This is a genomic window from Micromonospora arida (assembly GCF_003857035.1).
GTDB lineage: Bacteria > Actinomycetota > Actinomycetes > Mycobacteriales > Micromonosporaceae > Micromonospora > Micromonospora arida.
In genome coordinates this window covers 25,543-52,236 of record NZ_QGSY01000110.1, presented here as the reverse complement: position 1 = coordinate 52,236, position 26,694 = coordinate 25,543, and the positions used below count along the sequence as shown (strand labels likewise).

Genomic DNA, 26,694 nt, shown 5'->3' with positions numbered 1-26,694 from the left:
ATCAACCGCCTCAAGCGCAACCGAGCCGTGGCCACCCGTTTCGACAAGCTGGCCGTCCGCTACGAGGCCACCATCCACCTCGCCGCCATCAACGAGTGGCTGTGACCGACTTCGACACAGGCCCTAGCCCGGTCATGGCCGGATTGAAGGACTTCCAGCGCGCCACCGTCGCGCATGTCATCGACCGGTACTTCGGCGCCGATCCGACCCGCCGGTTCCTGGTCGCCGACGAGACCGGCCTCGGTAAGAGTGTGGTCGCCCGAGGCGTGATCGCCCAGACCCTGCAGCGACTGCAGGACGACGACAGCATCGATCGGGTTGACGTCATCTACGTCTGCTCGAACCAAGATGTGGCACGGCAGAACATCGGCCGGTTACGGGTCACTCCCGACGAGACCGTCACCCTGTCCAGCAGGCTCACCCTGCTCGCCAAGCACACGGACAGGCTCAACGCCGCCACCGCTTCCGCCGGCAAACCAATCAACCTGGTCGCCTTCACCCCTGGCACCTCCTTCGACCAAGGCTGGCGCACCGGAACGGCGGAGGAACGCGCACTACTGTTCTTGATCCTTGAACAGGCGGGCTCGTGGAACGGCTGGCGGACCAGGGCCGCGCTGCGCGCGTTGCAGGCGGGCGTCGCGAACCCCGGCCGTTTCGAGGACCAGTGCGACCGCCTGTGGGAGAGCCTTGGCGGAAAGATCGATCCCACGATCACCAGCGAGTTTCTGCGCCGGGCCCGGCAGCGGGGACTACTCGACAGATTCAACGCGCTGCTCGACGGCATTGGCCGGCGTCCGAAGCTGCCAGATGCACTACGAGAGAGCGCTCGGAGGCTTACCGGGGATCTTCGTACAACGCTGGCCACCGCCGGCGTCGAAGTCCTGGAGCCCGATTTGATCATCCTCGACGAGTTCCAGCGTTTCCGGGAGCTGCTCGACCCGAACGGCGGCGAGGGCGCCGAGCTCGCCCGGCACCTGTTCGACTACCGGGACGCACGGGTCTTGTTGCTGTCCGCCACCCCATACAAGCCGTTCACCTTCGCCGAAGAGGCAGCCACCGGCGAGGACCACTACAGCGACTTCCGGCAAGTGCTGCGCTTTCTCAGCGACGACATGTCCTGGCATGCCGACGTGACGAAGGCGTTCGAGGCGTACCGGGAAGCGCTGGTCCGGGGCGAGCCCTGCGCGGACCTGCGCGGCTGGCTACGCGATCTGCTGCTACCGGTCATGTGCCGTACCGAGCGGCCCCTGCTCGGGCAGGACGGGATGCTGCGCGAGCACCTCACCCTGGCCGACGACCTCAACCCGCAGGACATACGGAGCTACGTGGCGATGCGCAAGATCGCCAAGAGTGTCGGCGCTCCCATGACCGTCGAATACTGGAAGTCCGCACCGTACTTCCTGAATTTCCTCGACGGCTACCAGCTCGGCACCAAGGTCCGCGCGGCGCTCGATGACCAGGCAGATTCCGAGATACCGGCACTATTGGCCACCGCGCAGTTGCTCGATGCCGGGACGATCCGCCGACGCGAGCCGGTCGACCTTGGCAACAGCCGGCTGCGGCAGCTCGCCGCAGACACCGTCGACCGAGGTTGGTGGCAACTCCTGTGGCTGCCACCGTCGCTCCCCTACCACGCGCTCGGTGAGCCGTTCGCTACCGCAGCGGATGACGGCATCACCAAGCGGCTGCTGTTCTCATCCTGGAACGCCACTCCCACCGCAGTGGCAGGCCTGCTCAGCTACGAGGCCGAACGCCGATTGGGCGCCGCCGGGGAGGGACACCGGCACCTCGACTACCGCCTCGAACACGGCCGCCCGGCGGCGATGAGCGTCCTCGCGCTCTTCTGGCCCCATCCCGCCCTGGCCGAGCTGTGCGACCCACTGGCATTAGCTCGGCAGCGACCGGACGACACCGCGCCTCTCGACGCCTTCGAGCGAGACGTCCGCGAACTGCTCCGCGCTCACACCTCAGCCGAGGCATTGCCGAGGGTGGCAGGACCGTCCGAGCCGTGGGAGTTGGTATTCCAATGGCCGGGCGCCGATCCCGGCATCGAGGATCCCGCTACGGCCCTCGGCTCCTCCGCGGACGAGGGACCGGCTACGGGTCTAGATGGGCACGTGGCCCGAGCCCGCGACTTGATTCACCACGCTGTCTACCCAACAGAGGACCAGCTGGACGGGCTGATGGACAGCATTACGGCCATCGCATTGCACGGCCCCGGCAACGTCGCCTGGCGGGCGCTGTCCCGGCTGATCGAGCCGGGCAGCCAGGTCACCCCATCAGGACACTGGCGCGCCGCTGCGCTCCTCGCCAATGGACTGCGTTCCCTGTTCAACCGGCCGGAGTCCGCACAGCTACTCGATTACCTGACGATGGGCAAGGTCTACTGGCAGGCGGTGCTCCGATACTGCGCCGCCGGCGGGCTGCAGGCCGTTCTCGACGAACACCTGCACACGTTGCGCAGCGGTGCCCCGGACACCCTGCTCGACGACGACGAACTGTGGAAAATTGCCGACGAAGCGCGGCAGGCGATGGCCAGCCGACAGTCGACGTATGAAGCCTTCGACCCGCACAACCCGCAGCGGCCCATCAAGCTGCCCGGGCGCTTCGCCCTGCGGTACGGCGGACGTGGCGAGGAACAATCTCAGGTTGACCGCAAAGTGGTCGTGCGGCGCTCATTCAACAGCCCCTTTTGGCCGTTCATCGTTGCCACCACAAGCGCAGGCCAAGAAGGCATCGACTTCCACCAGTGGTGCTCGGCCGTCGTGCACTGGAACACGCCCGCAAACCCCGTCGACTTCGAGCAACGCGAGGGGCGGGTGCACCGCTTCGGCGGCCACGCCGTACGGCGAAACGTTGCAGCCGCACACCGGGCCGACGCCCTACGCTCGTCAGAACCGGATGTCTGGAAGGCCCTGTACGACGCCGCCCGAGCAGAGTCCGGAGAGCTTGGCGACTTCGCGCCGTACTGGGTGTTCCCGGGGAGAGCAAAGATCGAGCGGCATGTCCTGCCCTACCCGCTCAGTCGCGACCAGGCGCGGTTCGACCGACTCAAGACGGACCTGGTGCGATACCGGCTCGCTTTCGGTCAACCACGACAGGAAGACCTGCTACTTCTTTTGCAACGGCAGCCTATCGGCGAGACCGACGTACCTGAGGTCCTCGATCTACGTCCCCGGCCGGATGGCAACCAGCTGTAAGGACAACTGGCCGACGACGCGAGCGTTTGATTACGCTGCAGCCGAAGATGCTTGGGGTGTTCTCCAACCGTCGATACCGAGACCAAGGGAACGATCTTGCAATCCAAAGTGAATGAAAACCGCGAAGTCGATCTCTAACGCTGCAGGTCAAGAAGTCTGCTCCCCGCGCACGCGGGGGTGATCCCCTTCAGCAGAGTTCGGCGCTGGCGAGGTCCGGCTGCTCCCCGCGCACGCGGGGGTGATCCCGACGTCGGCGGGATCTGCTTGTGGTTTCCGCGCTGCTCCCCGCGCACGCGGGGGTGATCCCTCGGTTAGACGGCCTTGAGTTCGCGCTTGCTCCTGCTCCCCGCGCACGCGGGGGTGATCCCAACACGATCGGGCGGCTGTCCTGGTCGGTGCCCTGCTCCCCGCGCACGCGGGGGTGATCCCCTCTCCCACCGTTCGGTCCTTCCTGGTCGGGACTGCTCCCCGCGCACGCGGGGGTGATCCCCGACCCACGTCGACGCCGTGTACGCGGCCGCCCTGCTCCCCGCGCACGCGGGGGTGATCCCGCGGGCCAGCGGTCCTCGGGCAGGTCGCAGGTCTGCTCCCCGCGCACGCGGGGGTGATCCGCCCGAGTTGCGGGACACCTGACCGCTGTTGGCCTGCTCCCCGCGCACGCGGGGGTGATCCGCCCGAGTTGCGGGACACCTGACCGCTGTTGGCCTGCTCCCCGCGCACGCGGGGGTGATCCCGTTGGAATCGCGGCCCGAGTCATCGAGATTCACTGCTCCCCGCGCACGCGGGGGTGATCCCCACAACCGTTGGCCGTCGGGAACGTCGATGATCTGCTCCCCGCGCACGCGGGGGTGATCCCACGGCAACGGCCTTGTCGGCGTCGAGCCGGGCCTGCTCCCCGCGCACGCGGGGGTGATCCCGACCTGGCGGCGCTGAAGGGTTCGCGGTTGGTCTGCTCCCCGCGCACGCGGGGGTGATCCTGCTCGGGCCTCCTCACTGGACAGACTCACCGCCTGCTGCCCATGCCCGCGGGAGTGATCCCACAAACGTCCGTGGCCCGACGGGGTCGCGGTCGACCCGCGCACCTGCTTTCCGCGCCAGTAGGGCAATCTCGGTCTGGCCCACGCCAAGGCAAGTGCCAGGTCCTAACGACTGCGACCACACGCCTCCGGGCGGGACCAATCCCTGGCGTGACCTGATCGCCTCGCAGTCCATCCACGGCCCAACGTGCGGCACCGGCTGAATACCGACGACCATGGTCCAAGCGTTTTTCCTCGGCGACACGGCAGACAAGTGCCGCAGACGATTGGGCTCCGGTCATCGCGACAGGCGCAAGACCCAGCTTGCGGAGGCAAACCACTAGGACTGCGAAGCGCAAGATCCCAGGGGTCTGGTCACGAGCTGCAGGTGTTGAGCATGCTCTGTAGGGCGGACTTTTCCGACGACTGCAGAGTCAGACCCCAGCTGTACTTCACGGTGATCCACATCTTGCTGTAGGCGCACCGGTACGACGACAGAGACGGCTGCCAGGTGGAGGGGTCCTGGTCGCCCTTGGACTGGTTGACGTTGTCCGTTACCGCGATCAGTTGCGGGCGGGTGAGGTCGTTGGCGAAGCTCTGCCGGCGGCTGGTCGTCCAGGCGTTGGCCCCGGAGCGCCAGGCCTCGGCAAGGGGCACGACGTGGTCGATGTCGACGTCCGAGGCCGCCGTCCAAGTGGCTCCGTCGTAGGGGCTGTACCAGCGGCCGGAGGTGGCCGCGCAGGAGCTGTTGACGACGACGGAGGTGCCGTCGCGCTTGAGGACCTGCTCGCGGGTGTTGCAACTCCCGCTGACCGTGCTCCAGTGCGGGAACAGGTCACGGGAGTAGCCGCTGGTCGAGCCTTGCGTCGCCACGGTCAGGGCGTTGAGCTGTGACTGTGCCGTCGCCTTCGACGGGATCCCGGGAGGCGTGGCCGACGCCGGCTGCGCGCTGACGCCGACCAGGCCGGCGACGGCGGCTAGGACGACTGCGCCTGCGTGGCGCGTGACACGTGGGAAACGGGCGGAGAGCCGGACTACTCGCATGAGGGCCTCCTCGGCAGTGGGTGGATGGCAACCGTCTCCGACGATCATGTACATCCATGTACTTGCTTGTGAAGAGGTAGGGAAGTAGCTACGAAACTTCGACGAGCTTGAGCGTCACTGGTTCGCGGGCGTGGGCTGGGAGTCCTGGGGACCCCAGCCATGCCGCTCATTGCGCATACCGCCCGCCCGGCGTTCGGCATCTTTCAGGCCCATGCGATACGGAAGCTCCTTCCAGCGGTGCCCAGTTCGACGATCAGGTCGGACCGAAGCCCGGGGAGGATGGCCGGGAACCGCATCCTCGCCGACATCGTCTCAGAGGTGCACCAATTGCCTGCATTCGCCTACCAAGGAGCGATACGCGAGTAGTCATCAAAGGGCTCGTCGTGATGATGACCGTGGCCAGCCTTGCCGCGTGTGCTGGGAGTGCGTCGACGGTGGCCGAGGCACCGGTCGACGGGCCGGAGGTTAAGCCGTCGACAGTGCTCACCAGCACACCGACCGCCCAATCCAGGTGGACCTCCTGCGCGGTCAACGCCCCGGTCGGCGACGACGGGCGCCCGCCCAACGCCCTCACTCTGCCGCACCTGGGCAATGATTTAGCGGTCGCATCCGCGGTCCACTGCCAGCTCGGGCCGAAGCGACGTGCCGACGGCGGCGAGGAAGTGGTCCTCACCGAGGGCCGCGCCAGCGATCTGACGGCGCTACGCCCGCCCGACGACACGACCGCCATCGAGGCCTGCACCGCAGACATGCCTTGGGAACCTAATCTGCTGCTGTTCGACGCGCAAGGCCAATGGATCCGGCTAGGGCTGCCGGTGGACACCTGCGAAAGCCGCTCGCCGAGGTATCGGAGGCGGTGCGCGCTCTGCGGCTGACCACCGTGTCGAATACAGTCGTACGGGAGCTCGTGTCAGCCGGAGCTGCCGCCTTCAGATATGGCCGGGACTGGTCGACAATGGTGGCCGCCGAGGCGCGGTCTGGCCAGGTGTCGATTCCGTCGGCCACGCCGCTGCGCCGAAGCGCCATTACCGCCACCCAGGCAGCACCTTGACGTGCTGGCGGGCGGAGCGACCCGTCCCTCACATCCCGTACGTGGGTCGACTGCCACCGCCTGGTAGGTGTCGCCGACACATGACCCACCCTCTACTCTCGGCCACGCAATGCAGCGCTCACTCGTCGTCTCACACGAGCATCACCCGCTAGGCTGTAGCCGAGCTCGCTCGCGTAGATAGCCCTACGCCAACCGAGACCGAGTGGAATGATCTTGCGGACCCTAGTGAATAAGAACCGCGAAGTTGATCTATAACGCTCCAGGTCAAGAAGTCTGCTCCCCGCGCACGCGGGGGTGATCCCACCCTGTACGCGGCGCACGCCGACGCCGGGGGCTGCTCCCCGCGCACGCGGGGGTGATCCCGCATCAGTGACGACCGTGAGGGGCGAGAGCTCCTGCTCCCCGCGCACGCGGGGGTGATCCGGTCTCCTGTCCGCTGGCGAGGGCGGCGAGCGCCTGCTCCCCGCGCACGCGGGGGTGATCCGCGTGGTAGGCGGGTGCCTCAGCAGGCCAGACGCTGCTCCCCGCGCACGCGGGGGTGATCCGGCCACCGGGCAGCAGGCCGCGGCGCACCGCCACTGCTCCCCCGCGCACGCGGGGGTGATCCGTCAACATCAATGAACTGTGAGTATCCCTGCCCCTGCTCCCCGCGCACGCGGGGGTGATCCGGTCAGGTGCACGCTGGTCTCGACGGCCTTGCGCTGCTCCCCGCGCACGCGGGGGTGATCCTTCGGATGGGGTCCGGCGCTACGTACCTCCACCCTGCTCCCCGCGCACGCGGGGGTGATCCGTCCCAGCCCTCGACGTTCCCGTCGTTGTCGGCCTGCTCCCCGCGCACGCGGGGGTGATCCCCTGCGCCTGGCCCTGGCCGTGGTGCTGTCCCCCTGCTCCCCGCGCACGCGGGGGTGATCCCTTCTTTGGGGTGCATCCATGCAGGGGGTGCCGCTGCTCCCCGCGCACGCGGGGGTGATCCCTGCGGTGGCGGACCACGACCGAGCAGGAAGACCTGCTCCCCGCGCACGCGGGGGTGATCCGGACATCGACGCGGCTGCCGTCGCGTGTGAAGCCTGCTCCCCGCGCACGCGGGGGTGATCCCGTCATGGCCTTCGGCGCCGGCGTGCCCTGGATCTGCTCCCCGCGCACGCGGGGGTGATCCCATCGCTGCGCGGACGCTGGAACTCGGCGTTGCCTGCTCCCCGCGCACGCGGGGGTGATCCCGGTCCCAACTTCTCCAGGTCGCCCCACCCGCCCTGCTTTCCGCGCACGCGGGGGTGATCCCACGGTTGCGCGGTACGAGGTCCCGACGAAGATCTGCTCCCCGCGCACGCGAGGGTGATCCGGATGCGCGGCCGAATCCGAGTGAACAGGTTCTCTGCTCCCCGCGCACGCGGGGGTGATCCTCAAGCGACCGGCCCGCGCGGGCCGTCCCTCAGCTGCTCCCCGCGCACGCGGGGGTGATCCCGCGATGTCCTTGCGGTACGCCACGTCCTGCCACTGCTCCCCGCGCACGCGGGGGTGATCCCGTCGGCCGGAACTCGAAGAACTCCCGCCGCATCTGCTCCCCGGGAACAGCTTCCGCCTCGGGTACGGCACCAATCGCCCTTGCCGGTCCAGCTTCTCTACGCCGGACGTCCGCGCTTCCCAAACCGGCGGCGCCTTGCCGCTTTGCTCCAGCCGCCGGGTATCGCAGGATTGATGATCGGGGCAACTGGGCGACGCATCAAGGTCACCCCGTCGAGATCCACCGGCACCCAGTGATGGTCGTGGGCCAGGAACGAGAGCCTCTGTTCACCGGGAATCTGATAGACCATCAGAGCTCGACCTACGCCTGCCATCTCGGTCACCCGAGTCCACAACCTGACTCGCACCCGGGCGCTTATGTGTCCTACATATACACCTGCGGTCAGTTCCAACAACCACTGCGTCAAATGTCCCCGCAGCCCAGGAGGGCACGCGGTCAGGATGATGACGGTCATCAGAAATCGGCCTCACCGATGTCGGCGTAATTACGGCCGGCGGTGAGTTCGATACCGCTGTCATCCCAGAGGCGGAGAGAATCCTCTTCCTCAATCTCACCGCCCGGTTGCGGCTGAAGGAGCAACATACGGATGTCGCGAACGCAGCGCGCGAGGATCGCGCCGTCGTGAACACGATCGCGTACGGCCCGTCGGGTGTCCGCGCCGATGTCAGTCGAACCGCTCGCCACCACGTCGAAGGCGACGGGGACGTTGATCTCCGCCTTGTACAGGTCAGCGATGTCGTAAACGAAGGCACGCTCATGCCCGGTGTGCACGAATCCGAGCCCGGGCGCGGCCCCGAGCGCGACGATGACGGCGTGCACGATGCCATACAGGCAGGCATGCGCGGCTGACAGCGACTGGTTGATGGGGTCGCCGCTGGCGAAGTCGGCCTGGTCATAGTCACGATGGCTCCAGGCGACGCCACTTCGCTGGAGTGTTCGCGATAGGTCCGGCGGATTCGCGCGCCTTCCTTGCCACGTAGTTGCTGCATCGTGAGGTCGACGGTGCTCTCACCTGGGAAGCGCATCGCGTACATGGTGCGGGCGACGGCCAGCCGCCGATCACGGTGGCTGACCGCAGCAGCCTGTGCAAGGAGCAGCCGGCTGGAGGCGGCAAGTGAGCGACCGTGGGCGTAGTAGCGCACGCCCCGCTCGCCGACCCAGATGGCAGTGGCACCGTGGTCGGCGAGCAGGGCGATGGCCTGGTGGGTGATGCTGGTTCCAGGTCCGAGCAGCAGTACGCCCACTGAGGCGGCCGGGATGTGGACCACGCCTCGGTCATCGGTGGCAGTGATCGCGTTGCTATCTCTGTGGATCACGCTACGTTCGAGGTAGAGGAAGCTGATTCGGTCCTCGGCCCGGGTCAGATCAGCGAGCTCAGCTGGCGGTACGCCTGGGATCTTCATTGGTCAGACCGGCATCAGCTGGCCGGGGCGAGCGTGAGCAGCCCACAGCCGTACGCCTTGGCATGTCCGATCCCGCTGGTTAGCGTTCGACGGAAGGCATCGGCATCGGTGATCTGGAGGATGCCGTCATAGGTGACGCTGGTCAGGGTGACGGTGCCCATGCCGCGTTTGAAGGCCTGCGTCTGACTGCGGTGCAGCCGCAGGTTCGGGCGTCCGTCCTGCTGCTGTGCCAGCGCGAATCCGTTTCGGGCGGCGCGGCTCGTCAGCCATTGCACCTGCGCATCCTCGCGCAGGAAGCCGAAGCGTTGCGTCTCCTTCGAATCACTAGTCTTGCGACCGCTGTGGGTTGGGTTGGCGGTCAATCGGAACGCCCAGTCCTGGCCGGTGTTCAGCGAGAGGAGCAGGCTGTTGTAGTCGCGTGTCACCCACGTCTCGGTAGTGGGCCAGCCTGCCTGCTCGACGAGATGGGTGAGGTCGGGACGGCCAGGGCTTACGACGTAGAGGTAAACAGTCGCGGGCGCCGACGTGTCCAGCCGCCACAACGTCCGGGTGCCGTCCCGCTCGTGATCCTCCGGGGTTGCGAAGGCCGAGCGCACCGCGGCGTGCATGGCGTGCGGTGATGACAGCAGCTTTCGTGCGCCCCGGCGGGCCGGGTTGATCTGAAATCGGGTGAGGAACAACTTCAGCCTCCCAGCAGGCTTAGCGGATCATGCTCGGCAACGTCCGTCCGATCCGCGCGTTCGTTGGTAACGTCCACGTGCCGGCGCAGAATCGACCGCCAGGTGTGCTGCCGATGCGCCGGGTCAAAGCTGACCGGCTCGTCGGGCACCGTCTCGCTGACGGGCTCACCGGGTCGGGCGTCCCTGATGATCTCCAGTCGGACCATCGGAGCTGCCTTGCGTCGGTACCAGTCAGGGGCGAGCCAAGGCCACGAGGCCAGGGCATCGTCGAGGGTCTCCTCGTGGACGCCGAGGCTGATTGGCCCGACCGGCGGGCATGAGCGGCGCCCGAGGTAGAGGGGAAATTGCGGCCGGCTCAGTGCCTCCGCCAGGCCGTACAGCAGCTCGCTCTCCCCGCTGACGGCGGCGAGGAAGGCTGCGTCTGACAGGTAGAAGCGGTAGGTCAGTGGTGCGCTGAGACGGCCGTCGAGAGAACGGGCGGTCTGGAAGTCCCGCAGGATCTGCCCCGGCTGGTCGAGCCGTACCCCGAACTCCAGACCGAGCAGGTCGGTGAGCGGCTCGGTACGTCGTACACCTTTGGCTGCGGCTAGCAGCCCGATGACGCCGCTCTTGGTCGGTGCGACCTCGGTGCCTCGGCGGGCGAAGCGGCTGGACGACCCCCATGATTGCAGGGGGCCGGCCAGCCTGAGCAGCAGGACGCTCATGCCGGCTGGCCGAGCGCTACGGCGACGTGCTCTCCCACCCCGGTGACCAGTTCACTGAAGCTGACCGCCTTGCCGAGGTCGGCGAGCACAGCGGTCTTCTCGCCGACCTGGGTGACCCAGCTGGCGACCGGCCGCTCACCGAAGGCGTTCTCGACTGCCGCGGTGTGCTTGGCCAGGGCTGCAGAGGCCAGTTCGACGCGGCCGCCGGCGTTCGTCTCACGGATGGGCGTTTCGAACGCACCGACGAGATTGATCGGTTGCGAGTCGCGCAGCCTCACCAGCACCGCGTCGGGCAGCGTCCGGTGGGCGAATGTGTTCTGCTTTCCCGACGGCATGCTGCGCGCGAACGCGACCAGGAATGCCTCGACGGCTGCACGGGTGGCTTCCGCGTCGCCGAGGGTACGGTGCAGAGCGTCGACGTCGACTGTGGCGTACCGGTAGAGGGTGGACGAGTTGAACTCGATGGTGCCGATCATTCCGGCGCCGGTCTCGGCGGCATCGGCCTTTCGGTCGTCCACCGCGGTGAAGTAGTCGAACTCGTTGTCGACCGCGTGCACGCTGATGGCGTGGGAGACCTGGCAGGCAGCGTCGACGTTGATGTCCGTCATGTCCGCCATCATCCGGCCGAACATGGCGATGTCGATCGAGTGGTCCGTGTTGGCCAACGCCTTGAACCGGGCCTTGTCCAGCGGAGTGCCGGTGCGCGCTGCTTCCAGCGCAGCGGCGGCAAGGTTGTCCAGCTGCTGGTGGCTGAGGAAGAGCAAGTATCCGGACTCGACGTCCTTCACCTCGCCCTTCTTCTTCTCAGCCTTGGCAAGGCCGGAAGCGACGAACACCTCGGCGGCCAGTGCGGACGCGGTCTCGTCGGACTGGCTCGGGTCGAGGGCCTTGATCCGTGTCGCGAGCGACTCCCCCACGCGCTTGGTTCGCTCGCCGAGCTGGGAGCGGTCGAGCAGGTCGGCGAACGCTAGCCGGACGGCTCGCTTCCAGGCCTGGCTGGATACCCGTGCACGGCGCACGCCACCATAGACAGCGGTCTTGGGTGAGCCGGTGTCGTCGCGGTTGAGGTTGCTCGGTGGCACCGTCTGCAGGGCGTAGACGTCAATGATGGTGCGGCTCATGATGGGTCCTCCTCAGAGGTCTCGGTGGCGAGGGTCTGAACGTCCGTGCTCGGCTGGCTGCGGAACGACTCCCGGCCCCAGATGGCCTGGATCTGGGCACGACCGCCAGGCCGGCGAAGGGTGTGAAGGTCGTCGGCGAGCAGTCCATAGTCGACCGGGACCTGGTGCTCACGCAGCATGGTGGTCAGGCTGCGAAGGTGGTAAATGCTCTCCTGGTATGTGGTGGCGGTGCCGAGCGCGGCAAAGCGGCGGCGCACCCCCTCCGGGCCGTTGGACTTGCGGACGAGGTCAGCCATGGCGAGGCCCAGCCCACGTCCGTTCACGTGCATCCGTTCCCGGCGCGACTGCTGGTGCAGCGCGTACAGGGTCACTGCGTCGTGTACCGCGTGCTCGGTGTCGGCCGCCTCTGCATCGTCGGCGGGCCGGTAGCCCAGCAGGTGCTCCGGCACCTGCAGGTACCGCTCCAAGGTGAAATCGAAGCCCGGAGCTCGGCCGATTCCGCGTCGTAGCCGGGCCAGGGCGCTGACCGCCTCCGGTTGCGATGCGTCGCTGAGCAGTCGCGCCTGCAGGCTGCCCACGGTGCGGGCCACGTGCTCACCGAGGTCCTTGCGGCGCCGGACCCACGGTTTACGTGCCGGCGTAGGTGAGGGATCAGTCTCCACCATGGTCATGCTGGTTCCTCCTGCCGTTGTTGCGGAGTCTCGGCCGCCATGGGCAGCGCCTTGGCCAGGCCGACGCGGAACCACGCCTCGGCCTGCGAGCTGGAGTAGTGAACTTCTCTGCCGTTTCGGTCGACGCCCGCGCGGCCGATCCAGGCCGCTGGACCGGTTGCGGCGACCAGTTCGTCACCGAGCCGAAGGATGGCCCGGCGCACCAACCGCTGCCACGAGGCGCGCTCGGTCACCGGGTCACTGTCCGGACCGAGGCGCGCCAGCCAGTCGCGAAAGTCCTGGTCCAGCCGGGCGTACGCCTGCTCGGCAGCCCGTTCGGCGTCGCCGCTGTCGGTGTCCCGGCTACCGGCGGCCCGGGCCAAGTTGTCAGCGAGCCGACGCAGCACCTTCACCGCGCTCTCCGCGTCAGCTGCGGCGTCGACAGCTGCCGTGCGCAGCTCGGAGTTTTCGACCAGCAGCAGCACATTCATGGTCAGCGCGTCGCTGAACACCTCGTCGACGACTGCCTGCTGAGTGCCGTAGGTGACGCTGGTGGCGCGCGGACGGACCCGAAAGTCCGACCCGACCACCCCGGTCACAGTCAGTCGGGCCAGCCACTGCACCACCATCGGCGAGAGCCGCTGTGGCGGTTCGGCGCCGGGTGCCGGTGGCGCCGGCAGCAGGGTCTGCAAACCACGCCACAGGGCGCGGCTGTGGTCGTGCGGCCGCGGTAGGTAGATCGGGGTCCGCTTTTGTTCGCGCTCGCGCGGCCCGCTGCGTCCCCACACACTCATCGGTTCCAGCAGGTGCCGATCCTGCCAATCGAACCGATCCCCGATGGCGATCATGGCGCCGGTGATGCCGCTGGCATCACCGAAGAGCCGGACGCGGCGAGACTGCCAGGTATACAGACTGAGCAGTCCGTAGGGGCCGCGGGTCGCATCGCTCTCTTCGGAGGCAGTCTGCGGCTCGCGCTCCCACACCGGCAGGTCTCGATCGTCGCCGTTCTGCCAGCCAGGGGCGACCGGCACCAGGTTGAGCAGCAGTGTTTCCCGCAGAGTCGCACCCTCAAGGTGAACACCACCCAACGCCCCGACAGACCCCACGCCGATCGGATAGCCTCGCCCGCCCTTGACCCGTGGGTCTCCGACGGCACCCGTCTTGATGCCGGATGGGTCGTACGCCTGGCAGTGCACCAACCAGCGGGCCGCCTCCACCGGCGAAATCGACTTCATCCCTTCCCCCGCACGCGTGGTCAGGAACGGAATGCCATTGGGCACGTCAGCGATGAGCCGCTCCAGCCCGAACGTGTTGTTCTTGGCCGCCCGAAGGTCTGCGACCTGGTAGAACGGCTGTTCCGGGTGCAGCAGATCGAAGCGGTCACGGAACACTCCGAGGTAATCGGCGACATCCCCGACCGGGAGTTGCCGGGCATGCCACAGTGCCCTCCAAGCGCCGTCGCCAGGCGGGCCACCCGTCGCTCGATGCAGGACAGCGAGCGCGAGTCGCAGGATCGCGAACGACTGCGTGGGTAGCTCGCAGGCGATCATGCGAATGTCGCCGGCCTGTTCGAAAAGGCCGAGCAGGGACACCTCACGGCGCTGTCCCGCAGCGTCCAGCACCGGGATCCACGCGTCATCCACGAGCGAGAATTCGGCTGACTTCGGTGAGCCTGTCACCGGCACCACCTCCTTTGCGATCGATGTGGATCTAGGCGTCGGCGCGTTCGACGCGCAGCCCGTCATCCGGGTCGTATTGCAGTTTGAAGCCCGCGACCGTGGCTCTCCCGTCCGCGTCCAGGTCCAGCACGAGCTCACCTGCCAGCCAGTGACTGTCCTGCCAGGCGCTGACGTCGGTACGCCGTTCCAACTCGGCGATGACCTCATCGATCACGTCTGCGTCGGTCATAGCCCTCGGTAGCGGCAGGGTGCAGCGCGCGATCAGCCGGGGTAGTGGCCAGCGCGGAACGCTCGTGGTCAGTACCGGCATTGCTCCGCCATCGATCCACGGCGGCAGGACCAAACCGTCCGGTGTCCGTACCAGCAGCAGGACCTCGAGAGTCTCGGCGGCGGTATCGCGGACGTGGCCTTGCGCTGCACGGTCGTCGGCACCCGCGACACCGCCCGAGAGCCAGCTGATCAGGGGCACCCCACGCTCGCCCACACTGGCGAGGCGGAAGCCATCCGCCTTCATCTCCTTGGCAGCGATCTCATCTCGCTGCTTCGCTTCCGCCTCAACCATCGCTGGTTGCCACGACGGTGGACCGAGTGGCTCGCCGGCGTAGGCGGACTGGGTGAGTGGCGCGATGTCCGACGGGATTCGGAGCGGGGCGCCGTCCAGGTGTGGCAGCAGCACTGCGGCGCTGCGCAGGAGCATCGCCAGTTGGTAGACGCGACGCGAGCCGGCGACCGGCTGCGGCGGTTCGGTGCTCCAATCCGCACCAGTGACCCAACACTCCGGTGTCCCGAGCCGAACTGGACGACCGTCGCGGGGGTGGCGATGCAGCCGGCCGATGCGCTGCAGCACCAGGTCGATCGGGGCCAGGTCGGTGACGAGCAGGTCGAAGTCGATGTCAAGGGACTGCTCGGCGACCTGACTGGCCACCACTACGTGACGGTGAGGGCGGTTGCCGCTGCCCGGCGGCCCGAAGGTGTCGCGCAGCCAGCGATCTTTCGCGGCACGGTCGACGGCCATGAACCGGGAATGCGCGACCGATACCGGGGTGTCTGGCCCGAGCACCGCCCGGAGTACGGTCGCGGTCTCCTGGACTCGCGCCACGGTATTGCGGACCACGAGCACGCAACCCCCGCCGGTCAGCTGTTCGCGCAACAGCTCCCCCAGCGCACGCAGATCGTCGTCCAGACGACGCACTTTCACTTCGACGTTGCGCCCTGAGTCGGAGCAGCTGACGGCTACGGCACCCCGATCGGCGCTGGAGACCGTGACCAGGGGATATCGCAGGTCGGTTCGGAGGGCGGCGTATGGGTCAACCTTCGTCTTGCCGCGATCGCGCCAGGTCAGTGGGGGCAAGGGTCCGAGGCGGCCGTTGTCGTACGCCGCCATCAGCTCGGCCCTTCGGTGGGCGGGGAGTGTCGCGGAGAGGACGACGACCGGGACGCCATACGCGCCCAGCCACTCCAGCGCCCGGTCTAGGAATCGCCCCATGTAGACGTCGTAGGCGTGCGCCTCGTCGATGACCACGACCTTGCCGGCGAGACCGAGGTGGCGCAGCACGAGGTGCTTGCCGCGTAGCGCCGCGAACAGCAGCTGGTCGATGGTGCCGACCACGAAGCTGGACAACAGCGTCCGCTTCGGGCCGGCAAGCCAACGGTGTACGCCGATGGCCGCGCCACCAGAGTCCTCGCCGATGCCACTCGGCAGGGACGTCATCCGCAGCTGGTCGTACTCGGGGTTGAGCGCTGCCTTGCCGTGCGCCAGCCGTACGTCGCGGTCGCCTCGACCAACCTGGGCATCGGGTAGCCGGCGCAGCCAGGAGAGCATCCGGGCGAACATGGCATCGCTGGTGGCGCGGGTAGGTAGCGCGAGGTAGCAGCCGGATACTCCGGTGCGCCGCGCCAAGATCTCAACCGCCGCCAGCGCCGCCTCTGTCTTGCCCTCCCCCATCGCCGCCTCGACGATGATCATCCCGGGCGCAGGCATGGACGCGGCCAGTTCAGCGACCGTGCGCTGGACCGGTCGGGCCGCCGCGCCTGCGGGTAGCTCGAATCGCGCGTCGAACAGTTCGTCAACGGTCGCCGGCGGTGCAGCCGGCAGCCACGGTACGGGCAGGCCCAGCAACTCCCAACCGGCGGTCAGCCGGTCGTCGTCTGCACTGTCGAGGACGTATGGGAAGAGTTCTTCGTTGCTCGCGATCCAGTCGGCGACGATGACCAGGCCGGTGAGTGCAGCCTGCACGGGCTGCGACAGCGGCGCACTGCTCCACTCGACAAGCCGGCCTTCCGCGCCAGACCGTTCGGCCATCCAAGTCAGGATCTCGTGCTGCACCTGCTGCCATGCCTGGTCACCGAGCAGGTATGGGCGCACCTGCGCGTCGCGAAGGCCCTCATCGGTCGGCGGGGTGCCGTGGTGGCCACCGACGACGACTGCGTACGGGTGCGGTTCGATCCAGTCCTGCTGCCGGAGCCAGTCGGCCAGAACGAGGTGCCCAGCGGTGGCGTGCGGGGCGTACTTACGGTCAGCGCGAATCAGGTCCCGGTCGTAGTGGAGCCCATGGTCACGCATCCGCTCGGCCAACGCGTATGCCTGGCAGGCGAAGGCTGGGGTGGCCTTGCCGATGTCGTGTACGCCGGCGATCCAGACGGCCAAGGTGCGGGCGTCTGCGTCGCCGCCGGGCAGCTCGTCGGCGATACGTCGACGAACTGCCGGGCTCAACCAGTGATCCCACAGCCGTCCGGCCACGTCGGCACTGTCAGCCAGGTGGCGCCACAGCGGCAGCCACCCGACCGGCGAGGTGCCCGTACGGTCGGTCTTACCCCACGCTGACCGGGCCGCGTCTCCAAGCTTCAGAGTTCCGGCAGCGATGCGGGTGCTCATCGGACCGCCGGTAGCAGGGAGCTGGGTGTGCCGCTGTGCGACAGATAGAGCACGTCACGAGCGCGGGTCAACGCGACGAACAGGAGGCATCGCTCTCGCTGCAGATCCTGCTTGTGACCGTGCGGATCCTCCGTCGCCGTCGCTAACGCATACGGCGCCGGCAGCACCCCTGCATCCAGTCCGACAACCGCAAGGCACTGGAATTCCAAGCCCTTCATGCGATGCATGGTGGCGACGTGCACCCCGTCGACACCTCGTTGGTGGTCGGCAACGGGGATGTGGGCGTCGCTCAAGGTGTTGCTGATGGCCTTGACGAGCTGCCCCGTGCGGACGGCTACGCCGATCGCGTGCGGCTCTACGTCCTGCTCCAGCCAGGTCCCGACGCGCTCGATGAGCGCTTCGAACTCGCTGTCGCGGTCGTCGCAGGCTACGACCTTGGGTACGCCGCCGCGCGTAAGCGAGCGGTAGCCGCGCAGCGTGTCGCCCTCACCGTCCAGGCCGACGGCGGCGTCGCCGCTGAGGACCTTCACTGATAGGTCCAGAATTTCGTGGGTCGTGCGGTAGTTGACAGTGAGTCGGCGGGTTCGGCCGCGCACCTCGATGCCGAGCTGCGCGAGTGACACGTGGTTGTCGTAGATGCGCTGGTACGGATCGGCGAGCAGGAACATATCGTTCGGTCCGGGCGGGACCAGTGCGCGCAGCAGCCGCCACTGTGCCGGGTGGAGATCCTGCCCCTCGTCAACGATGACGTGTCGGTACGGGGGTGGTGACTGCCGGGCGATCGAGGCCGCTTCGTCGGCGAGTTGGGTGTGCGTGCTCAGCCGCCGCTTCGTCAGGTCGCGGCGCACAGCTTCGATCGCGCCCCACACCTGCTCACGTTGGGTCGCACGCAGCCCTTCGCCGCGGCCCTTACGTGGGGCGTCGCGGTAGGCCTCAAGTGTGGTCAACTGCTGGGCCAGCACCACCTGCTCCCACTCCCGCCTGAGGAAGGCGGCGCTGAAGGTTGTGACGTGGCCGGCCCGACTCACGTAGGTCGGACCAGATTCGGCGATTGCTTCCCACAACCGATCCGCGGTTTCGCCGTCGGCGACCGTGATCTTCCTGCCGCCCCGAGTCGCGATCTCGTAGGCCAGCTTGTCGACGCTGACCACATCGATGCGAGCCCGGACCGCCGGGTCGGCGGTGAGTCGGTACAGCTGTCGACCCAAGGAGTCCGCGAGCGCGCGGGTGAACGTGGTCAGCAGCACCTTCCCGCCACCCTCTGGCAGCCGCTCGGCGAGGAAGACCGCCCGATGCAGACCGGTAACCGTCTTACCGGTCCCGGCACTGCCGGTGACCAGCGCAGGGCCGCTGTAGGTCTCCCGGTAGGCCACGTCGCGTTGTGTCGGGTGCAGGAACGTCCGCCACACATCGAAGGGATGAGCGAGAATGGCTGCCAGCTCCACCGGGCCAGAGACGAAGGCGATCCGCTCAGGGGTACGGCGCGCTGCAGTCAGGAGGTCTTCCGTGTCCACGCCCGACACGATCCGATCAGCCAGCTCCGCCCACACCTCCTCCACGGGCAGCCCGCTGGCCAGGCCGCGAAGGATGTCGAGCTGCATCTCGGGAAGGCGCCCGCCAAGGCTTTCCAGCTGCTGGTCCGTGCCGATGATTCGCAGCAGCGGCACCAAGTCCCCGTCCACGCCAAGTCGGAGGAAGTCCGCAGGTGAGACGTGGTCAAACAGCCCGACGCTCGGCGCGGGAGACGCCTCGGCGCGGGCGAACTCCTCGATGCCCGCTTGATCGCGCATCTCCAGCACGCCGAGCGCCTGGTTGACGGTGAATCGGCGACTCACCGCGAAGGCGATGGCCTCATCGTGTGGCAGGACGTTGAGCAGGGCGTACTTCTGTCCTCCGAGGGACAGCACCACTCCGCGGTAGAACTGGTCGATGCGGATGGTGCGGATGTTCGGGTCGCGTGCACCGGTCAGCTTCTCCAGGTGCAGGCCGGCGTGGGTGTGCTCGGCGAACTTGCTGATGGCGGCGTCGACGGCGCGCTGCACCCGGCGCTGCAGTCCAGCGTAGGCGGGGAGGAACCCCCGCTCGATAGCCAGCTCAGCCATACCTTCCCCGTTCCTCGACCCTGTCGCGCGAGACGCGATCCACCCGCCACCGTCCGCCATGGCGCTCCGGCACAGGCCGACAGTCTGTCATCTTGTGAACTGTGCTTGCAAGCATCTTTTTGTGTGAAAGATTCACCGGACGTGTGCGACCTGGCCGATTAAGTGCCGAAGTTTGGGCCGGCAAGCCCGTTATGCTGACCCTCGTGGTGGCGGGCGCGATCCTCAAGGACCGGTACAGGTTGGGTCGGCTCCCACTCACACACAAGGGAATGGGCGAGGTTTGGACAGCCCAGGACACCCTCCTCGATCGTCCCGTCGCCGTGAAGTTCGTCAACGCCGCCGCGATGAACGTTGACCTGGTGCGGCGATTTCGCCGTGAGGCGCTACTGACCGCCCGACTCGGCCATCCCGGCGTGCCCGCCATCTACGACCTGGGAAACCACGACGGTCGCCCGTACGCAATTCTTCAATGGATCGATGGGACTCCGCTTCACATCCTCGTGGCGGAGCAAGGTCCGCTCCCGATCGGCTGGGTGGCCGCCATCGGGGCGCAGATCAGCTGCGTCCTGCTCGCCGCTCGACAGATCGGCCTGGTGCACAGGGACATCAAGCCGAGCAACGTCATGCTGGAGAAGAGCGGGGCAGTGAAGGTGCTCGACTTCGGCCTCGCTGCCATGCCCGATGACGACCGGTATTCGCGGATCACCCAGAGCGATCAGAGTCTCGGCACGGTCGGCTACATGGCTCCCGAACAGATCCTCGGCGAAGCCACGGATCACCGCACCGACCTGTACGGCCTGGGGGCCACCCTTTTCGACATGCTCACCGCACACCCACCTTTCGATGGGGTCACTACCACGACCACGCTGCGACACCAGCTAGACGATCCGCCTCCGCGCCCGACCCACATGCGATCGGAAATCCCGGCCGTGCTCGATGACCTGGTCTACGCGCTGCTGGCCAACCGCCCGCAGGACCGACCAGCCACGGCCACCGAGGTCTACGCGGTATTGGCTCCACTCGCCCAGGATCTGGTGCCGATTCCCGGGGTGCTTGACGACCCCGCCGGGGCTGTACGGGCCTACGCCGCGATCGTCGGGCGAACACCACTCCAGTCTCACCTCCTGTCGGCGGCACCCTCCGAGCAGACCGAGCTCGACGTTGAACGGACCGCCGAACAGGCGGAGCAGTTGCACACAGCTGGCGAGTTCCGTGCTGCCGCACGAAAATGGCGACAGCTCGCCGACCATCTCGCGCAGCGGCAGGGTGCCCATGACCCTCTGGTCTTCGAATTCCAACTGCGCGCGGCCCGCGCTCACGTACCACTTGGTGAGCATGGCCGCGCCCTGCGCCACCTCAACCAGCTGCTTCGGGAGCGAATCCGCGCGGATGGACCCAGGCACGCTGCCGTGCTGGACCTTCAGCAGGAAATTGAGCAGCTCACCAAGCAACGGCCTGCTCCGCGACAGTCCTCGCGATACGAGCCAAACCCGGGTCGCTGAACCAGCGAGGCAGCAGTGCCGCCTTCTGCTCGGGGAAGCGGGTACCGCGGTAATGGAAGTTCAGGGCGCAGTTCTGCCCGCGTGTCTCGGTCGTCAAGGCGCGTCGAGCCAAAGACGAGTACATCGTGCTGTGCTTCAACCATGCCGCCTCTTCGCCGTGCCGGTCGAAGCCACGACCGCTCGCGGCATGCCCAAACACGTCGTGGACCGCACGGAACATGTCGTTCTCGCCGTAGGTGAGGTAGGGATGCGGGTTGCTACTGGCTGCGCTGGCCCAGACGTTCAACCGGCGTCTCCGCACGTCTTCGACCATGGATTTGACGTCCGAGTACGGGTCCTCGTCGACGATCCGCACCGACAGGCCGAGACCTCCGAACTCGGCCCGGCCCACTAGGAAGTCGTACTGCTGCACGGTTTCCCGGCAGAACGCGGCATACGCGCTGTAGGCCCGATCGTCTCGAACGGGCGCGGCCATGTACGCGTCCGCAATCGCAGCGCCGACGACCGGGTCAAGGCGCACTCGCTCGTACGCGTCCGGGAGAGTGGCGTCCGCGGAGCCAGAGCAATACCGCCGTACGCCGTCGTGCACGTAGGTGACCGGCGGAAAGGTCGGGGACGGAGTAGTCAGCAGCGCGGGCGCGAGCAAGGGTGTTCATGGTCCTCCTTCGATAGTCCGGTTTGCGGATCAGATCAGGTCAGCGAGCTTCTACGTCCTCTCGCGTAGCACGCGCCTCCGGGCCCTGATTGGGCTGCTTGTGCTGCTCGCGGCGCAGCATCTCGCCGAGCACACGGACCTCCGACGCTCGACGGTTCTGGTACAGCTTTGCGAACTTTCCGATGGTGGTGCTGTGCCCACGACGTGGCATGGGACCCTCCTCGGTGAGTCGTGAATCGAGCCATCGACAAGGTACATGACTGTGAACCGTGTGCACAATGCCTTAGCTGATGGTACCGTTCACGGGTGACCCGAGAGCCGAGGACGGCCCCCAGCGACGCCACCCTGACCGCCAGCGGCATCGCCCGACTGGCCAACGTCGGCCGGGCCGCGGTGAGTAATTGGCGTCGCCGTTACGCCGACTTCCCGGCACCCGCCGGCGGTACCCCGACAAGCCCATCCTTTGACGCACGCGAGGTGGAGAGCTGGCTTCGTCGTCACGGCAGGCTCCATGAGGCCGGCGCTGAGCAGTGGGCCTGGCGACACATCGAGAGCTACCAGCCCGCTGCAGGGATCAGTGACGCGCTCAGCATCGCCGGCGCCTACCTGCTCATCCGATTCGACCGGCCCGAGGCCGCAGCCGACAGCCTGCCTACTCCCCGAAGGCTCCTCACGCACCTTCGCGCAATCGACTCCGATCTGGCCGAGCTAGTCGACGACGTGCTGCCAAAGCAATGGACACCGCAGCTCACCACCCTGCTGAGCGCGGTCGACCAACTCGGCCGAGAACGGGAGCCGGAGGCAGCCTTCGAGTACCTGCACAGCCAGTACGTCGCCTCGGCTCACTCGCTTTCCGGTCTTGCCGGCACACCTGACGGCGTCGCGGAAGTGCTGCTGAACCTCGCCGGCACCGGGGCCAGCACGTTCGACTTCACCAGCGGCACCGGATCGATCCTGCGGATGGCCGCCGACCGGGCACTCCAAGACACTAGCGTCACCCGGTGCTACGCACAGGAGATCAATCCTCAGTACGCCCTGATCACGCTGCTGCGGCTCTGGTTCATACACCTCCGCGCCAAGCGTGCCGGGCACGCAGCGGAGCCTCCCGTCGTACACATCGGCGACAGCCTGCTCGCCGACGCCACGCCCGACCTACGGGCCGACGTCGTCGTGGCCAACTTTCCGTTCGGCATTCACGATTGGGGCCACGATCGCCTGGCCTACGACCCCCGTTGGACCTACGGCCTACCACCGCGCACCGAGCCCGAACTCGCCTGGGTACAGCACGCCCTGGCCCACCTCTCCCCCGACGGCACCGCCGTTGTTCTCATGCCCCCGGCTGCCGCTACGCGCCCAGCCGGCCGCCGCGTCCGCGCCGAACTGGTCCGTCATGGAGCGCTACGGGCAGTCATCGCTCTACCTGCCGGCCTGATGCCACCAACCGGCATCGGACTACACATCTGGGTGCTCAAACTGCCCGACCTGCGTCAGCCACACGCCGGAGCCCTACTCGTTGTCGACGCCGCTACTGCACCAACCACCCGGGCCATCGCCGACCTAGCGGGAACCGCCTGGCGCGCCTACCTGTCCGACCACTACGCCGAAGAGCCCGGCGTCCACCGCGCCGTACCCGCAATCGAAGTGCTAGATGACCAGGTCGACCTCACACCCCAGCGCTACCTGCCACGATCCGATGAACTCGCCACCAACCCGGCAGAGATCATCGCCAGGATCAGCGACTTCGATAACCTCCTGGAACAGGTACGACGCAGCCTCCCAGCGGTGCAAGAGGTGGACACAGCAGCGCTTGGACTCGCCCCCCAGGCCGACATCGCCGACCTGATCCGGTCGGGCGGCATGTCCATACAGCGCGCGGTTTCCCGTAGCCGATCAGCCCATACCCCCGCGAGCGCCTTGGTGCTGACTGGAGCCGACGTCCTGGCCGGTGCCCCGGCCACCGGCACAGCGACCCGTGCCTCCGACGACGACGCCGGGCCGGAGGTACAAGCCGGAGACATCCTCATCCCAGTCATCGGGCGCAAAATCAGCGCCCGAGTAGCCACTCCAGAGCAAGTCGGCGCCGAGCTCGGTACCGGCGTGCAGCTGCTCCGCGTCGACCGGACCCGATTCGATCCATGGTTTGTCGCCGGCGTCATCTCCCGCACAGACAACCTGCGCGTCGCGGGTCGCTCATCCAGCACCGGCAGCGGAGCCCTGCGCATCGACATCAAACGGCTCGCCATCCCGGTACTGCCGCTAGACCGGCAGCAGGCGTACGGGCAAGCCTTTAGCCAGCTTGTTGAGTTTCGGACCCGACTCGACCGGGCCGCAGCAACCGGGGCCGCGCTCGCCCGCGAAATCGGCGACAGCCTGACCGCCGGGGCCCTCGCCCCTCCATCCTGATCAGACCGACTCCATACGGACCAGGTGTTCGGTGTCCCAGCCACGGATCCCACCACCGCTTGATCGGCGCCGGCGCATGGCCTAACCTCCTCCCGCCGCCGTTGGGCAGCCTAAGCGTTGCTGTTCGCTGTGCCGGAGCCTCAGCAACTACCCTGCAGCAGGGGTCGTTTACCCTCGAGAATAATTACTCCCTGGAACCCGACCGAGCGAGACGATCTTGCGGACCCTAGTGAATGAAAACGACGGGGTTGATCTATAACGCTGCAGGTCAAGAAGTCTGCTCCCCGCGCACGCGGGGGTGATCCCGGGTGTGGTGAATCCGAACTTCTACCGGGTGTCTGCTCCCCGCGCACGCGGGGGTGATCCCGCCCCGGGCAGCCCGGCGGCCGACGCGGCAACCTGCTCCCCGCGCACGCGGGGGTGATCCGTAGTCGGCAAGATCGAATCGGACGGCGTACCCCTGCTCCCCGCGCACGCGGGGGTGATCCCACGAACGGCGCCGTCAACCTCGACTGGGACAACTGCTCCCCGCGCACGCGGGGGTGATCCTCGGCATGATCAGGTACCGGTGGTTGGGGGTCTCTGCTCCCCGCGCACGCGGGGGTGATCCCGCAACCGCCACCAACGTTGTCTCCCCGCCGGCCTGCTCCCCGCGCACGCGGGGGTGATCCCGCGGTTGCCCGGGCGTGGAATAACACCGTGGGCTGCTCCTCGCGCACGCGGGGGTGATCCGACTTCCGGAATTCGTCGATCACGTTGACGTCGCTGCTCCCCGCGCACGCGGGGGTGATCCTGCCGATGACCGGGTCAGCGTCGGTGACGGCGACTGCTCCCCGCGCACGCGGGGGTGATCCCATGGCGCACCACCCGCAGGGGGTTCCGGTGCCTGCTCCCCGCGCACGCGGGGGTGATCCGGTGTCGGCGGTGTCGAGCAGGGCGGCCAACTGCTGCTCCCCGCGCACGCGGGGGTGATCCCGTCTTCGCCACCTGCCGGGGGATGGAGAGCACCTGCTCCCCGCGCACGCGGGGGTGATCCCGCCTGGATCGCTCCGTCGGTGATCGGCGCACCCTGCTCCCCGCGCACGCGGGGGTGATCCCTAACCCACCCCCGGGCGCCACTACGCCCACCCCTGCTCCCCGCGCACGGGGGGTGATCCCGCGCTCGCCCCCGGCCGGTCGAAAGCCAGCGACTGCTCCCCGCGCACGCGGGGGTGATCCGCTGGCCGGTACCCGCTGAAGCTGGCGGAGAACCTGCTCCCCGCGCACGCGGGGGTGATCCCTACGAAGACACGATGACCGATGACGAGTTGGACTGCTCCCTGCGCACGCGGGGGTGATCCGTCGGGCAACAACATCACTGTCCGGTCGAAGTTCTGCTCCCCGCGCACGCGGGGGTGATCCCTCGAAGGGCTCGTCGGTGCCGGCAGTGCGAACCTGCTCCCCGCCCACACGGGGGTGATCCGTTCGGCGGGTACGCGTTCCAGGACGACCCGTCCTGCTCCCCGCCCACGCGGGGGTGATCCGTCCTCGTACGTCTTCTTCTGAGCGGCGATCTCCTGCTCCCCGCGCACGCGACGGTGGTCCTCCCCAACCACCAGAGACGTAATCCGCACGTTGCTGCTTCCCGCGCACGCGGGGGTGATCCACAGGAATCTTGCGGTTAACAGCCGCCTGCTCTCTGCTGCCCGCGCACGCGGGGTTGATCCCAGGTCGCGCCCATAGTCGATGCACGCCGACCTCTGCTCCCCGCGAATGCGAGGGTGGCCCCCGGGCCGAGCCTGGCCCGGTTGATCCCCAGCCGCTGCTCCCCGCGCAAGCGGGGGTGATCCGATGGTGCAGATGCTCGGCTTGCCAACGAAGCCCGCTTTCCCCACGTGCCGGGGGTGATCCATTGGTGAAGCTGTTATGCCGGCGCCCGGAAGTCTGCTCCCCAGGCACGCGGGGTGATACCTACGAGCCATTACTGCGCTCGGCTGACGCTCACTGCTACTCCCGCACGTAGTAATGATTCCCGGATCCTCATCATCAACGCACCGGTTGCACCTACTCCTCGCGCAGCCGGCGATCCCGCCCGTTCTTAACGGCGTCGAACGCTGAGCGGTGCCTGGCGGAGGCGAAGTTATTCGCGGGATTTGGTCCTTCCGCCAGCGCGGCAACACGGTCCGCCATCATCGCATAGTTCGGAGGTGTCACCACCGGCCGGCGTGCCTGCGAGGGACTGCCCCTCCACGGTTCGGCGGGGTCCTTGCAGATCGATTCGCCGTTCGCGTTGACACCGTTGACTGCTAGAGGGGCGCGACACAGACAGGCCGCGCAGACCAAACCAGAAACACCCAGCATCCTGTCTGCCATCGACCCGCCCGTCGGGGGAGCAGGCCGCCGCCCGGCCCGCCACGGCCCTCGAAGCTCGACACCTCGTTCGTACGCTGGCGGGCCGGGCGGTGGCCTGCTCGGCTTGCCCGGGTCGATGGCGGGCAGGATGTCCTCACCGCAGCCACTCACTGAGCCGGCAGCCGCGGACGACCTCCGGCCATCCTGGAGCCGGAGCGCCCCCGCCGGAGGCGCTGTAGCCGCAGCCCAGGCGGCGACCGACCCACGGTACGAACGCCTGGTGGTCCTGGTTAGGGGAAAACCTCATCGATGGTGCTGCCGTGGGCCGCGGATAGTGCCCTGCTGGAGAGTGTTCGCGCTACTACCCGTGTGGGCATCGGTGATGCCTGACCTCCGTAGGCCAGGCGGAGCACGGTGCATCGGCGACTGGGGCACCGGTGCGCTCACTAAGGACCTTCGGTCCGACGTGACGCTGAGCTGTGCGAACCTTCGAGAAACTTCCTATCGTTCGCAGAGTGCTGGGCCGAGCGCAGACGCGTACGCCTCGACGGCAGTTTGTGCAGCGTGACCGTGGGGGTTGTTGCCAGATACGCGTCTACTGAACTTTGGCGACACCTCGCACCCACCTGCACGACGGGGCAGCCGCTGGCATCACAGAGGTAGATCGACGACGCGTGACACCGTCCGGAAGACCCTGACGGCTCGTGTTGGCCGCCCGGCCCGCGATACGACGTAACGCTGCGTTAGTTTGGGTCG

General features: G+C 67.7%; 15 protein-coding genes, 2 pseudogenes and 3 CRISPR repeat arrays. Of the genes and pseudogenes, 5 read left to right on the top strand and 12 right to left on the bottom strand.

Going from position 1 to position 26,694, the window contains the following annotated elements:
* Both DLJ58_RS34450 and DLJ58_RS05565 read left to right on the top strand, forming a co-directional pair.
* Positions 1-105, top strand: a pseudogene (locus DLJ58_RS34450) (IS5 family transposase); the annotation flags it as partial.
* Complete coding sequence (locus DLJ58_RS05565) at positions 102-3,200, top strand: C-terminal helicase domain-containing protein (RefSeq protein WP_124854162.1); 3,099 nt, start codon at positions 102-104, stop codon at positions 3,198-3,200. The pseudogene DLJ58_RS34450 and the gene DLJ58_RS05565, both read left to right, overlap by 4 nt.
* Positions 3,201-3,356: 156 nt before the next feature.
* Positions 3,357-4,238: direct repeats of the CRISPR family, unit length 28 nt; unit sequence CTGCTCCCCGCGCACGCGGGGGTGATCC.
* A gap of 353 nt (positions 4,239-4,591) precedes the next feature.
* On the opposite strand, the gene DLJ58_RS05560 is transcribed toward DLJ58_RS05565, so the two are convergent.
* Complete coding sequence (locus tag DLJ58_RS05560; protein WP_124854161.1) at positions 4,592-5,260, bottom strand: HNH endonuclease family protein; 669 nt, start codon at positions 5,258-5,260, stop codon at positions 4,592-4,594.
* A gap of 383 nt (positions 5,261-5,643) precedes the next feature.
* On the opposite strand from DLJ58_RS05560, the gene DLJ58_RS05555 reads away from it, so the two are divergent.
* Complete coding sequence (locus tag DLJ58_RS05555) at positions 5,644-6,135, top strand: hypothetical protein (RefSeq protein ID WP_124854160.1); 492 nt, start codon at positions 5,644-5,646, stop codon at positions 6,133-6,135.
* Positions 6,136-6,584: 449 nt separating this feature from the next.
* Positions 6,585-7,833: direct repeats of the CRISPR family, unit length 28 nt; unit sequence CTGCTCCCCGCGCACGCGGGGGTGATCC.
* 97 nt (positions 7,834-7,930) lie between these two features.
* On the opposite strand, the gene cas2e is transcribed toward DLJ58_RS05555, so the two are convergent.
* From cas2e to DLJ58_RS05510, 10 genes and pseudogenes are all read right to left on the bottom strand, one after another.
* Positions 7,931-8,287, bottom strand: a complete 357-nt coding sequence (gene cas2e, locus DLJ58_RS05550; RefSeq protein WP_124854159.1) for a type I-E CRISPR-associated endoribonuclease Cas2e — start codon at positions 8,285-8,287, stop codon at positions 7,931-7,933.
* Positions 8,287-8,652: a CRISPR-associated endonuclease Cas1 gene (locus DLJ58_RS34445; protein ID WP_244218790.1), complete on the bottom strand. Its 366-nt coding sequence runs from the start codon at positions 8,650-8,652 to the stop codon at positions 8,287-8,289. Before DLJ58_RS34445 ends, cas2e begins: the two co-directional genes overlap by 1 nt.
* Positions 8,653-8,891: 239 nt before the next feature.
* Positions 8,892-9,236 (bottom strand): annotated as a pseudogene (locus tag DLJ58_RS34440) (CRISPR-associated endonuclease Cas1); the annotation flags it as partial.
* 14 nt (positions 9,237-9,250) lie between these two features.
* Positions 9,251-9,916, bottom strand: a complete 666-nt coding sequence (cas6e, locus tag DLJ58_RS05540) for a type I-E CRISPR-associated protein Cas6/Cse3/CasE (RefSeq protein WP_124854158.1) — start codon at positions 9,914-9,916, stop codon at positions 9,251-9,253.
* Between the two features lie 2 nt (positions 9,917-9,918).
* Positions 9,919-10,620: a type I-E CRISPR-associated protein Cas5/CasD gene (cas5e, locus tag DLJ58_RS05535; RefSeq protein ID WP_124854157.1), complete on the bottom strand. Its 702-nt coding sequence runs from the start codon at positions 10,618-10,620 to the stop codon at positions 9,919-9,921.
* On the bottom strand, positions 10,617-11,741 hold the full coding sequence (cas7e, locus tag DLJ58_RS05530; RefSeq protein WP_124854156.1) for a type I-E CRISPR-associated protein Cas7/Cse4/CasC: 1,125 nt from the start codon (positions 11,739-11,741) through the stop codon (positions 10,617-10,619). The genes cas5e and cas7e overlap by 4 nt, the downstream gene beginning before the upstream one ends.
* On the bottom strand, positions 11,738-12,412 hold the full coding sequence (gene casB / locus DLJ58_RS05525; protein WP_124854155.1) for a type I-E CRISPR-associated protein Cse2/CasB: 675 nt from the start codon (positions 12,410-12,412) through the stop codon (positions 11,738-11,740). The genes cas7e and casB overlap by 4 nt, the downstream gene beginning before the upstream one ends.
* Positions 12,409-14,208 carry a type I-E CRISPR-associated protein Cse1/CasA gene (gene casA, locus DLJ58_RS05520; protein WP_244218789.1) on the bottom strand — a complete coding sequence of 600 codons (1,800 nt, stop codon included), beginning with the start codon at positions 14,206-14,208 and terminating at the stop codon, positions 12,409-12,411. The genes casB and casA overlap by 4 nt, the downstream gene beginning before the upstream one ends.
* Positions 14,102-16,945 carry a CRISPR-associated helicase Cas3' gene (cas3, locus tag DLJ58_RS05515; RefSeq protein ID WP_124854153.1) on the bottom strand — a complete coding sequence of 948 codons (2,844 nt, stop codon included), beginning with the start codon at positions 16,943-16,945 and terminating at the stop codon, positions 14,102-14,104. Before cas3 ends, casA begins: the two co-directional genes overlap by 107 nt.
* Positions 16,942-19,047: a UvrD-helicase domain-containing protein gene (locus tag DLJ58_RS05510; protein WP_158629550.1), complete on the bottom strand. Its 2,106-nt coding sequence runs from the start codon at positions 19,045-19,047 to the stop codon at positions 16,942-16,944. The genes cas3 and DLJ58_RS05510 overlap by 4 nt, the downstream gene beginning before the upstream one ends.
* Before the next feature lie 191 nt (positions 19,048-19,238).
* Between DLJ58_RS05510 and DLJ58_RS05505 the strand changes: the two genes are divergently transcribed.
* Entirely contained in the window at positions 19,239-20,549 is a 1,311-nt protein-coding gene (locus tag DLJ58_RS05505; protein WP_124854151.1) for a serine/threonine-protein kinase, read from the top strand.
* On the opposite strand, the gene DLJ58_RS05500 is transcribed toward DLJ58_RS05505, so the two are convergent.
* Positions 20,488-21,195, bottom strand: a complete 708-nt coding sequence (locus DLJ58_RS05500; protein ID WP_244218788.1) for a hypothetical protein — start codon at positions 21,193-21,195, stop codon at positions 20,488-20,490. The genes DLJ58_RS05505 and DLJ58_RS05500 overlap by 62 nt on opposite strands.
* Positions 21,196-21,510: 315 nt before the next feature.
* On the opposite strand from DLJ58_RS05500, the gene DLJ58_RS05495 reads away from it, so the two are divergent.
* Entirely contained in the window at positions 21,511-23,607 is a 2,097-nt protein-coding gene (locus DLJ58_RS05495) for an N-6 DNA methylase (RefSeq protein WP_124854150.1), read from the top strand.
* A 277-nt stretch (positions 23,608-23,884) separates the two neighbouring features.
* Positions 23,885-24,704: direct repeats of the CRISPR family, unit length 28 nt; unit sequence CTGCTCCCCGCGCACGCGGGGGTGATCC.
* Positions 24,705-26,694 lie beyond the last annotated feature (1,990 nt).